Source organism: Longimonas sp. (assembly GCF_046498435.1).
Classification (GTDB): domain Bacteria; phylum Bacteroidota; class Rhodothermia; order Rhodothermales; family Salinibacteraceae; genus Longimonas.
The window spans coordinates 1-11116 of sequence record NZ_JAWOAR010000182.1; the positions used below are offsets into that span (position 1 = coordinate 1).

Genomic DNA, 11116 nt, shown 5'->3' on the forward strand with positions numbered 1-11116 from the left:
CCTACGTTGTCATCTCCCTTCGCCGCAGAGTTCATCCGTTATACAGCGCGCTGCAACTGCTATCGTCCTTTCCGGTTTAACGCGCGAATTTGCTCTTTCCATCTGTCATTCTACGGTCATGGCTACGAAGACGCTTGACGAGCGCATCGTGAAAACGCCCGGCGTGTGCGGTGGAAAACCGCGCATCGACAGCCGCCGCATCACCGTGCAGAACATCGTCGTCTGGCATGACCGCCTCGGATGGAGCGCCGACGAGATCGCCAGCGAGTACGACCTCGAACTGGCCGACATTTACGCGGCCTTGGCGTACCACTTCGCCCACCAGAGCGAGGTGGACAAGGCCATCGAACAAGGCAAAGCCTTCGTACAAGAGATGCGCCAAGAAACGCCGTCGCTGCTTGCGAAGAAGCTGCGAGGCGAGGCGTGAACGGCCCCATTCGTTTCTACTTCGACGAGCACGTCGGGCGTGCCATTGCAAAGGGACTGCGCCGCCGTAGCATCGATGTCCTGACACTTGTAGAAAGCGGCCATGCTTGGGGCGAGTGATGAAGAGCCCCTGGCATTTGCACGAAGCCAGGGGCGTGTGATCGTCACCCATGACGATAACTTTCTGCGGCTGGCCGCTGAAGGGATCGACCACGCTGGCATCGTCTATGGACCGCAAGGACGAACCGTCGGGGCGATGGTACAGGGGCTTACGCTCATTGCCCAGGTCCTAACGACCGAAGAGATGCGCGCGCACATCGAGTTCATTTGACGGTGGCCCTCGAGCCCGCCATACCCCTACGCTGCTGCGGGCGAAGGGCGCAGGGGTTCTCGATGTGTCTGACACGGGTGGCGCTTCTACCATCTTGTTGATAGGTTACCGGCGCCTTCGCCGCAGAGCTTCATCGTTATCGCGATTCTGGAGCAAGTCTGCGTTCACCGCGTTTTACTCGTCAAGCATCTTCACTACAATAGAAATAGATAGTGCGCCCTGCTATGCCACAGGTTGACATCGGCCAAGCCCGTCGTCGGTTCGACGAGCTTCTCGAACGCGCCTTCCATGGAGAGGATGTCCTGATTACGAAAGACGACCGCCCGTTTGTGCGGCTGACTGCTCCAGCTTCGCCGGAGAAGAAACGCAAGCGCCAGTTCGGAAGTGTCGAAGGTGAGATCTGGATGAGTGAGGACTTCGATGAGCCGCTCGACGAGTTCCAGGAGTACAGATAATGCAGTTACTTCTCGACACACACACAGCTTTCTCTGGTTTGCAGGTGGAAACGACCGGCTTAGCCGAAAAGCCAGAGAAGCGATCGAAGATACGAGCAATGCCGCCTACTTGAGCATGGCAAGCCTTTGGGAAATGGCGATCAAGATCAACATCGGAAAATTGGAGCTACCGAAGCCACTTGGTATACTTGTCTCAGAGCAGATACGGCAAAACGGGTTTGAGATGCTACGTTCAGAGGTGGAGCACTTCGGGACCTACACAGCGCTTCCGCTCCATCATCGTGACCCATTTGACCGTATGATCATTGCGCAAGCGCAGGTAGAAAACCTGACGGTTGTGAGCAAGGACGGGGCGTTCGCGGACTACGACATTGACCTTCTGTGGTAAGAAACGTTCGCTGGTACGAACGCAGGCCGAAGTGCTCGACTTTGTGGAGTACCTTCTCGCAAAGGCCGAACGGCAGCAGGCGCGCCGGGAGGAGCAAGAGTGGTCGCGACAGTCCCTATCGCTGGCGATGCGAGGCATGGAAGACGAGAACGATCCCGAGTACACTGCGGGAGATTTTGAAGGACGCTTCTCCTCATCATGAAAGAGCCGGGCCAGATTCTCCTGTTTCGGTTTCCGCGAGCGGATTTGTCGGCGGGCAAGCTTCGCCCCCGCGTTGCTGGATCAGGTGCGCAGTCATCTCTGCCTGAAGCAACTGATTGAACAGCGCCTCGGTCAACACCTCGGTGGAGATCTTTATTCACCGCGTTCATCAGTCGCTTCGCTCGTGTCAGGACTTCGCGTCTCCTTGGCGTAGTTGCTTCGCTCAAGATGACAATACGAACGGGGACCTTGCAACCCAACCATTGACCTGTGACACAGCACTACTGCTCTGTCAAGGATAATTTTTCGGGTTGTGTGATAGTATGGAATCCCTCCCCCTAAATCCCCCTCCTCCGAGGGGGACTTGGGAAGTGGCCCCTCACAGTTCCTTCCTCCCCGGGGAGGAAGGGTAGGATGGAGGGGAAAATACGCATCTGAACCCAACCTTTCAGGGTTGACACAGCAGTAGTGCGGTGTCACAGATGATTCATGGGGTAATGCATGGACTCCCACTTTGTAACGTACGGACTCCCACGTTATAGTCATCCCGGACAATCCCGTACCCAAAGCCGCTTAACTTTGAAGCCTGACAGAAGACCCCTTTACACAACGATCGTGACTTGATCGGGGAGGACAGGTAGGATGGAGGGGAATCCACCCGGCAATCCCCACAACCATTGTTGGGGTCACTTAGGTCTTGTTAACTGTAAGCATGTTCGTCTTCGGGACGGGCCGGACCGCTGAAGACCGAATACAGAAATCCAAAATACAGTAGAATCACAGGGAAAAATATCGCTGCCATCACGAAGGTGATGTTCATCGGTAAAGGGGATACGACAGCATCCCGCACGGTGAGAGCTTCGGCTGGATACACGAACGGATACATCAAATAAGCGACGAGTCCGATGAGCAGAGCGGCCATGCTGGCGGCTGCGAAAAGTGCGCTGTGATGCAAGCGCTGCTGCTGAAAGCGATACACAGCAGCCCCTCCTACGACCGATCCGAGTACGATAAGTACAGTGGGAAGCGACAGCAGTGCTTCATGCGTACCGGGGTGCCACTGATAGAAGGCAGCAGCGGTAAGCACCAGCACACCCAGATAGCCGACGCTGGCCCAGCGAGACCGTACGGCCATGCGCTGTTGTAAGGCGCCCTCGGTCTTAATAGCGAGAAACGATGCCCCCAGCATCAATGAGAGCACAACAAGGGTAAGTCCAACAAACACTGGGCCTGGCGCAAGAGGCGATGCTGCACCAAGGGCCCAACTTCCAGCAAGCATACCCAAGAGAAACGGAGAAAACAGACTCCCTGCTACAAAGGCTCGATCCCAGAACGGGGTCCATTTTGCGTGCGTGGTCTTGCCCCGGAGTTTGGAGCCCAGTCCGCGCATCGACAGGGCAAAGAGAAGCGCAAACACGAGCAGGTAGTGGGTGCTAAGAAGCTGCGCGTACACGCGAGGGAAGCCTGCAAACAGTACAGTGCCAAAAAGCACAAGCCAGACTTCGTTCGCCTTCCAGACGGGTCCAAAAGCCGCCCGCAGTGTAGCACGCTCGTTGGTCGTAGCCGTATGGTAGAGCATGCCCAGTCCAAAGTCGAACCCATCGAGCAGCAGGTAGCCTCCAAAGGCAACCAGTACAAAGCTGAACCAGAGCTCGGGGAGCGCAGGCAGCAGATATTCCGATGTTGAAAGAATGCTATCCATGGTGAGCCACCGGACGTTGTTCGACAGATTCAGTATCGGAAGAGGTCTTGTGCTCGGTGTCTACAAGACGCTTGAATGTATACAGGAAGATACCGAACAGAATGATGTACCCGACAACAAAGGCTGCAAGCGTGAACGTGGCTTGGGCCGAGGTGAGCGATGTTGAAACGCCTTCACCGGTGCGCAGCACATCTTGGATGAGCCACGGCTGCCGCCCAATCTCTGTAACGTACCATCCGGTGATGAGCGCTACAAAGCCGAGTGGCGCCGATAGCATCATGGCCTTCAAGTAGCGCGTGTCGTCGTAGAGCCTGCCCTGCCAGAGCCGGTACCCGCCCCACACGCCGAGGAGGATGAACAAGAAGCCAAGCCCAACCATAATGCGAAACGACCAGAATACCATGGCCACGGGCGGACCTTCGTAAGGGAAATCGTTGAGTCCGGTTATTTCGTGGTCCGTATCGCCGCCGCTGGCCAGGTACGAGGCCAGATGTGGAATGCTGATAGCATAGAGATTTTCGGCTCGCGGATTGGTGAAGGCTTCCAGTTCAGTCGGAAACGCAATCAGGTGCAGGTCGGCAGATCCCGTTTCGTAGTGCGCTTCCATCGCTGCAAATTTGTGAGGCTGTGTCTCGCCCACATGCCGACCGTACATATCCCCCTGCACGACTTGAAGGACAGAGGTGACCAGGATGACGATTACCGATACGCGAAACGCTGTGCGCCACGCAGCAGTGCGGTGGTTGCGCCAGAGGAAGTAGGCCGATACGCCGGCAATGATAAGAGCAATAGACAGCACAGAGGCCATCTGCATGTGGGCGTACATCCACGGCATGCGTGGGGTGAAGAAAGCGGCAACAGGATCAGTGAGTTGAGCCACTTCAAGGCCGCCCTTTTCGACGAGTTCGAATCCTTGCGGAGTCTGCATCCAGGCGTTAACAACGATAATCCAGAATGCCGACAGCCACGCTCCAAACGCCACCATGACCGACGAGAACACGTAGAACCAGCCGGGTACACGCTCGTGCCCGAACAACATCACGCCCAGAAATACTGCTTCGGTGAAGAACGCCATCTTGGTTTCAAAGGAAAGCGGTCCGCCAATGAGCTCTCCGGCCACCTCCGAAAACACCCCGAAATTGGTGCCAAACATAAACCCCATAGGAATGCCCGTCACGGTTCCCATGATAAAACCGATGGCGAAAAGCTTCGTCCAGAACGCGCGGAGTTTGCGATAGCGTGCCTGCTGCGTGCGAAACTCCTGCACGGTAAAGTAGACAAGAAAGGGGGCCAGCCCAATTGAGGTGGCGGCAAAGATAATGTGGATGGTGATCGTCCACCCAAACTGAATCCGGCTGGCCAGTTCCGGTGAAAGGAATGCAAGAGGAGAGAAGAAGTCCATAGGCAGCGGCCCTCGGTAGCCCACCAGTCAAGTGCGGTGCCCAACCCGCCCCAGTATCCTGGGAACTACTCACTTGTGATTACAAGTCTGATTTCGTGATGTGTAATCTTGTCAAGAGGAGAAGGTTCAAGTCTGCGATCGGTAGAGGGTGAAGTTTGCCGGAAAGGAGTGTGGGAAAACGATGGATGATTCCTGGGTATTGATCCCACGCATCTGACACGTGTAGCGCCTGAGTGAAATAGCCTATTGTGTGCGCGTATCCTGAATGAGGTAAAGGCATACAACGCAGAGGCGCTCCGCCCTGCAATCAACCCAGATGCCGGCGGGGAACGGCATCCGCCCCAGGCTCCGTTGAGATGCTTCCGCATCCCTCCTGATTATGCTCATCTGCTATGATCGAATCGTGTACGGTGCTGGAACTGGCAAGCGTGCTGGCCGGACCCAGCGTGGGTCAGTTCTTTGCCGAGTTGGGCGCTACCGTCCTCAAAGTCGAAAATCCGCGTACGCAGGGCGATGTGACGCGACGGTGGACCCTGCCCCACGAAACGCCGCCCGATGACCGCTCGGCCTACTTCTGCTGCTGCAACTACGGCAAGCAGTCGGTCGCGCTCGACCTGAGTACCGAACGCGGCCAAGACGTGCTGCATCGCCTGGTGGTTGATACAGACATCGTAATTGCCAACTACCGTCCGGGCCGGGCTGAAGCGCTGGGGGCTGATGCCGACACGCTGCGCAGCATCAACCCGGCACTGCTGTACGGACACATCACCGGATACGGCCCCGACAACCCGCGTCCGGGCTATGATGCCGTCATTCAAGCCGAAAGCGGCTTCATGACAATGAATGGATCTGCCGATGGGCCGCCCACGAAGATGCCGGTGGCGCTGATGGATGTGCTGGCCGCGCATCACCTAAAGGAGGCGCTGCTCGTGGGGTTGTTGCGCCGCACGCAGTCTGGACGCGGTGCCTATGTGCCGGTTTCGCTCATGCAGGCGGCGGTGAGCGGACTCGCCAACCAGGCCACGAACTACCTGAACACGGGTCATGTGCCACAGCGGATGGGCTCGGCGCATCCGAACATTGCGCCGTACGGTACGGCGTATGCCACCGCTGACACGCCGGTCGTGCTGGCCGTAGGTACCGACCGTCAGTTCGCGGCGCTCTGCGACGTGCTGGGCCGTCCGGCGCTGGCCCAGGAGGAGCGCTTCGCCACCAACGCCGCCCGCGTGCAGCATCGCGAGGCCCTCAACGAAGCCCTGCGTCCCAGGCTGGCCGAGCAGTCGGCAGATGCGCTGCTGGAGGCTTTGCATCAACGGGGCGTGCCGGCAGGAGCGGTACGCACCCTTCCGGACGTGTTCAGCGACCCGCACGCTGCCGCCATGATATTGGATACAGGTGATGCCGCGCATCCCGCTGGACTCCGCCAGATTGCCTCTGACAGTGGGGGCGAAGCGCCAGTCCTGCGGCCTCCTCCTGAATACGCGGCCGATACCCAAGCCGTACTCCGAGAGCGGTTGGGGTACGACGAGAGCCAGATTGCGAAGCTGGAGACCAACGGGGTCGTCGTGTGTGGATGACCGCCATGTGCGTCGCACAACGCCAGCACTGTTTCCAACAGACTCGCTACGAGTAGACAGAGTCCGGAACGGCCTGTTTTCGTAAGAGATTATACAAATGCTATTCAACAATCTCGCACACAAAGCCCCACACGCATATGTCCACAATGCAAGCTGTACAGGTTTCCGAAGCAGGCGGAGAATTTGAAGTTGTTGAGCAGCCTATTCCTGAACCGGGGCCGGGCGAGGTGCGCGTGAAAGTGCATGCGTGTGGCATCTGTCACAGCGACGCGTTCGTGAAAGACGGCGCAATGCCAGGCATCGAGTATCCGCGTGTGCCGGGGCACGAGGTAGCAGGCGTTGTGGATGCCGTTGGCAGCGACGTGTCGCAGTGGGCGGTGGGGCAGTCCGTCGGCGTGGGCTGGCACGGCGGCCACTGCTTCGAGTGCGAGGCGTGCCGCGCGGGCGACTTCGTGAACTGCGAAAACGGGCAGATCTGCGGCATCTCCTACGACGGCGGCTATGCCGAGTACATGGTTGCGCCGCAGGAGGCGGTGGCGTCGATGCCCGACGGACTCGACTACACCGATGCGGCGCCGCTGCTGTGCGCGGGCATCACCACGTACAACGCCCTCCGCAACGGCAACCTGCAGCCCGGCGACCATGTGGCCGTGCAGGGCATTGGCGGACTGGGGCACCTGGCCGTGCAGTATGCGCGTCAGTTTGGATGCGAGGTGACGGCGCTCTCCCGCGGTACCGATAAGGAAGAGCTGGCGTACGGACTCGGTGCGAACAACTACATCGACACGACGGCGCACGACCCGGCCGAGGCGCTTCAATCACTCGGCGGCGCCGACGTGATTCTGGCGACGGCCCCCAACAGCAAGGCGATTTCCGAACTGGTGGGCGGTCTCGGACGCGACGGCCAACTGCTTGTGGTGGCTGCCACCGGCGAGCCCATCGAAGTGTCTCCGCTCGACCTCATCATGGGACGCAAGTCCGTATCCGGCTGGCCCAGCGGCACGGCCGACGACTCGGAGGACACGCTCGACTTCAGCGCGCTAAACGACGTAGCGCCGATGGTCGAGACGTACCCGCTGTCGGAGGCCGACGCCGCCTACGACCGCATGATCAACAACGAAGCGCGTTTTCGGGTCGTACTTGTGCCCGAGCATGCGGGATCTCTACCAGGCGCATAGAGCGTCCGTACAATCAATTATGCACGGTGCCGCGACCCTGAGCCGAACGGTCCCCCGTTCGGTGTTTCTGCCAAGAGCACAGAGCTTTAACGAGACCATGAGCGAAAATACTATTACAACAGTCTCCGCTGACGAGTTGAACGATATGGAGAGCCAGACCGACTGGGAGGCGCTCCAGGCGAAAACGGATGCTGAGATCCAGCGAGATATAGCTTCTGACCCTGACGCGCATGCGTTGGATGCGGACTGGTTTGGCACTAAGTGATGGATTAAACCGCTTCGATAGCCGGAGACTGGGAGCGCCGTGTAGGTACGGACGTCTCCGGCGAATCGGGCAGAAAGCCATCTGTTACTCGACCGCTACCAAACGCCGAAGGGCCGCCCCTACACGGAGCGGCCCTTTGGTCGTTGGGCGGAATACCAGAGGCGCGCGGCGGGATGAGTGTATGAGGCAACACCTGTGCATCCCCCGAACATATTAAAACACCGCGGTAAGGCCAAGCGAAAACGTGCGGGGAATGGGCACCTCGGCAAGATCCAGTCCACGGACGCCGGTGCGCTGTCCACCCGTGTTTATTTCGGGGTCGTACCCGGTGTAGCTGTCAATAGACAGCACATTGCGTGCGGCAAGGGTGAAGCGCATCTGCTCGACGCGTGCAATGGACGGACGCAGGGTGTAGGCGGCACTGATCTCGCGGAGCTTGAGAAACGAGCCGTCCTCGATCCAGTGCTCGTCAATGTTCTGGACTTCCCATGCATACTGCAATGGCAAATCCCCTTCAAGTTCTTGCTGGTACAACTCTGTTACTCCTGAAAAGGGGTTGGATCCTTCCTGTCTGGTATAGTTGTACACGTCTTGCCCAACAACCGCATCCCACTGAACCCGCAGGTCGAAATTGCGGATGCGCACGTCGTTGATCCACGAAGCGACAAAATCGGGATGCGGGTCGCCGATAACACCCATTCCTCCTATGTCTGGAAGTCCGCTCGGGCCTGCTTCCGGGTCAGAATCGTTGCGCAGACGCCAGAGCCCTTCGTCGTCTTCAACGAGCACATTGCCCTCATGGTCAACCACATTGCCGGATTCGTTGCGTTCAAACTGAAAGCCGTAGAACACCCCGAGTGGTTCCCCATTGATCGCCCGTAACCGCTCTAAAGAGGTGGGAAACGTAAGATTATCTTCGGGCAGCCCGCTCACTTCGTTGCGGTTGCGGCTATACGTTGCTGTAGAGACCCACTGAATGTTTTCCTGATTGATGACCTGGGCGCGTGCGGATATCTCAATGCCCTGATTAGTGAGCGTGCCCGTGTTTTCAAATGGACTTCCTGGAAAGCCGAACCCGGTATCTATGATCGGGTTCAGGAATTCAATGAAGATAAGGTCGTCGGTGCGCTGCGTGTAGTATGTTGCCTCAACGGCGACCCGGTCGCTCAGCAGGCTGAAGTCGGCGCCCATCTCAATCTCGCGCTGTCGCTCGGGCGTCACATCAGAGGGCACGCCACGGTAAAACGGCCCAATGGAGGCGGGGCCGCCTGAAAAGCCGAGCGCAGCCCGCAGCGTAAAGCGCGGAAACAGGCGGCTTAGGCCCGCGTCGTTCCAGACCGAGTTTTCAGAGAGGGTGTACGCCAAGCGTCCGCTGGGGTAGAACGCAATTCCGCTATCGTCGAATGTAGGATACGTAGCAACGCGCCCGGCTCCGGTAAGGACGAGGCGGTCCTTCCAGGTCAGCGTCTCCTGCACAAATCCGCTGTAGATGTCATACTCGGTATCGAACGTATTGGAAACACGCTGGAAAAAAGGGTCTCCTGGAGCCCCCAGCACGAATTTTTCGTCCGTCGTTCCAGTCTCACGATGTAAAGTGCCACCTACGTGCGTGGTAGACTGAAGCGTGGGCGAAAAAGCGGTGCTGTAGCGCACGTTTAAGCGGCTACTCACGTGCTGCCGGGTGTGGGTGCTGCTGCGGTCGGGCTGGGGTTCTGTTGGTGCCGAGGTGAGGTCCGATGGGATGATAGTCGTTGCATCGTGATCGTAGGTGTCAATGCCCAGCACGTAGTCGACAGTGAGATTCTCGGTGGGCGTCAGGTTCAATGCAGCGTTTCCAATAAACCGGTCGGTTTGCTGGTCGAAGTTGAAGCGCTCGATCACTTCCAGCGGATTGAGCCCGAAGCCGTCGTCAGGAAACGTACCCTCTTCTGTTGGGCGCGGGTCGAAGGTGTTTGGGCCGAAGATGAAACCGATCAGAGCGCCGTAGGGGCGATTTAAATCACCGTTCGGGATGTCTTGCGTGGTGCTGCGTGCGTAGGTGGCGCTACCGGTAAGCGCGGCCCAGTCGTTGAGCGTCTGGTCGATGCGCAGGCGTCCGTTTAGGCGACGAAAGCTGTTGCCCTCAACGATTCCCTGATTGGCAAAATGGGAGCCCGAGGCGCGGTACCGCGTGTCGCCGAATCCGCCCGATACCGAGAGCGCCTGCTCGGTGCCATAGGCCCGGTCAAAGATAAAGTCCTGCCAATCCCAGCGACGCTCGTCCTCGGGCAGGGGAGCACCAAAGTTGTCCAAGAACTGCCCCTCTGCGTTCTGGGCCATGTTCACATCAAGCGTATTGCGCACGGACTCGGTCTGAGCGCGCGTTGAGAATGTGACGCGTGGTGCGCCAGACGTCCCCTGCTTGGTGAAGATCTGAACGACCCCGTTGTTGGCACGCGATCCGTACTGGGCGGCCCCGGCTGCTCCTCGCACAACTTCGATGCGTTCAATGTCGTGCAGGGCCAGATCTACGAGGCGGTTCTGCGTGCCGCCGCCCAAGTAAATGAGTTCGCGCGAGTTGTTATTGATCACGATGCCGTCCAGCACGTAGAGCGGACTCGTACTTCCGAGAATCGTGCTGGGGCCGCGCAATCGCATCGACATCCCGCCCGCTGGATTGCCGGAGTTCTGCGTGATGTAGGCTCCAGCAATTTTGCCTTGTAGGGCGCGGTTGACCGAGAACGCCGTGTGTCCAAAGTCCGCGCTGTCAACGACAGCACCCGCGTATTCCCGTTCCAGGGATTCGGTCTGGGCATCGGATGTGTCGGCTACCGAAGTGGCCGGGGCGTTGGGGGCTTGTTGGGCGATTGTTGTTGAAGGGATGAGCATGAGCAGGATGCCGAAAAGCAGGCTGATGCCCAATGGTGCGTTCCAATTTTGCATGCGTGACGGAATGTGAGAATGAAGGGGAAGAGATCGCTTATGGTACATGACAAAACTCACATGCCCCTTCACACACCCAGGTTTTTGTCATTCTGAGGAGCGCAGCGAGGGCCGGAGGTCATGCCTGTTGTACGAAGGGGCCGACAGGTCATCCGTTGCGGGAATCTCTTTGAGCCGAGCGGAAATAAGGGCGGATCGCTGTCTCTCTGCGGTCTGATTCCGCCGATTCCGGGGAGATCCCTCGACTGCGCTCGGGATGACGTGCCGGG

The 11116-nt window shown here is 58.5% G+C and carries 11 protein-coding genes; 8 read left to right on the forward strand and 3 right to left on the reverse strand.

The window, feature by feature from the left end:
• Positions 1–118: 118 nt before the first annotated feature.
• From R6U20_RS06790 to R6U20_RS06810, 5 genes are all read left to right on the forward strand, one after another.
• Positions 119–427: a DUF433 domain-containing protein gene (locus R6U20_RS06790; protein WP_410337102.1), complete on the forward strand. Its 309-nt coding sequence runs from the start codon at positions 119–121 to the stop codon at positions 425–427.
• Between the two features lie 102 nt (positions 428–529).
• Positions 530–757, forward strand: coding sequence for a DUF5615 family PIN-like protein (locus R6U20_RS06795; RefSeq protein ID WP_410337103.1), 228 nt, complete (start codon positions 530–532; stop codon positions 755–757).
• Positions 758–981: 224 nt separating this feature from the next.
• Positions 982–1212 carry a type II toxin-antitoxin system Phd/YefM family antitoxin gene (locus tag R6U20_RS06800; protein WP_410337104.1) on the forward strand — a complete coding sequence of 77 codons (231 nt, stop codon included), beginning with the start codon at positions 982–984 and terminating at the stop codon, positions 1210–1212.
• Positions 1178–1600, forward strand: coding sequence for a type II toxin-antitoxin system VapC family toxin (locus tag R6U20_RS06805; RefSeq protein WP_410337105.1), 423 nt, complete (start codon positions 1178–1180; stop codon positions 1598–1600). The genes R6U20_RS06800 and R6U20_RS06805 overlap by 35 nt, the downstream gene beginning before the upstream one ends.
• Before the next feature lie 43 nt (positions 1601–1643).
• Positions 1644–1802, forward strand: coding sequence for a hypothetical protein (locus R6U20_RS06810; protein ID WP_410337106.1), 159 nt, complete (start codon positions 1644–1646; stop codon positions 1800–1802).
• Positions 1803–2501: 699 nt separating this feature from the next.
• Here R6U20_RS06810 and R6U20_RS06815 read toward each other — a convergent pair.
• Complete coding sequence (locus R6U20_RS06815; protein WP_410337107.1) at positions 2502–3503, reverse strand: cytochrome d ubiquinol oxidase subunit II; 1002 nt, start codon at positions 3501–3503, stop codon at positions 2502–2504.
• Complete coding sequence (locus R6U20_RS06820) at positions 3496–4905, reverse strand: cytochrome ubiquinol oxidase subunit I (RefSeq protein ID WP_410337108.1); 1410 nt, start codon at positions 4903–4905, stop codon at positions 3496–3498. Before R6U20_RS06820 ends, R6U20_RS06815 begins: the two co-directional genes overlap by 8 nt.
• A gap of 392 nt (positions 4906–5297) precedes the next feature.
• Here R6U20_RS06820 and R6U20_RS06825 point away from each other — a divergent pair, with 392 nt between their 5' ends.
• From R6U20_RS06825 to R6U20_RS06835, 3 genes are all read left to right on the forward strand, one after another.
• Positions 5298–6482 (forward strand): CaiB/BaiF CoA transferase family protein, encoded by a 1185-nt coding sequence (locus tag R6U20_RS06825; RefSeq protein WP_410337109.1) that lies wholly within the window; start codon positions 5298–5300, stop codon positions 6480–6482.
• Positions 6483–6628: 146 nt separating this feature from the next.
• Entirely contained in the window at positions 6629–7660 is a 1032-nt protein-coding gene (locus R6U20_RS06830; protein ID WP_410337110.1) for an alcohol dehydrogenase, read from the forward strand.
• A gap of 97 nt (positions 7661–7757) precedes the next feature.
• A complete protein-coding gene (locus R6U20_RS06835) occupies positions 7758–7925 on the forward strand; it encodes a hypothetical protein (protein WP_410337111.1) in 168 nt (55 codons plus the stop codon).
• 213 nt (positions 7926–8138) lie between these two features.
• Here R6U20_RS06835 and R6U20_RS06840 read toward each other — a convergent pair whose 3' ends face one another.
• On the reverse strand, positions 8139–10847 hold the full coding sequence (locus R6U20_RS06840) for a TonB-dependent receptor domain-containing protein (protein ID WP_410337112.1): 2709 nt from the start codon (positions 10845–10847) through the stop codon (positions 8139–8141).
• Between the last annotated feature and the right edge of the window lie 269 nt (positions 10848–11116).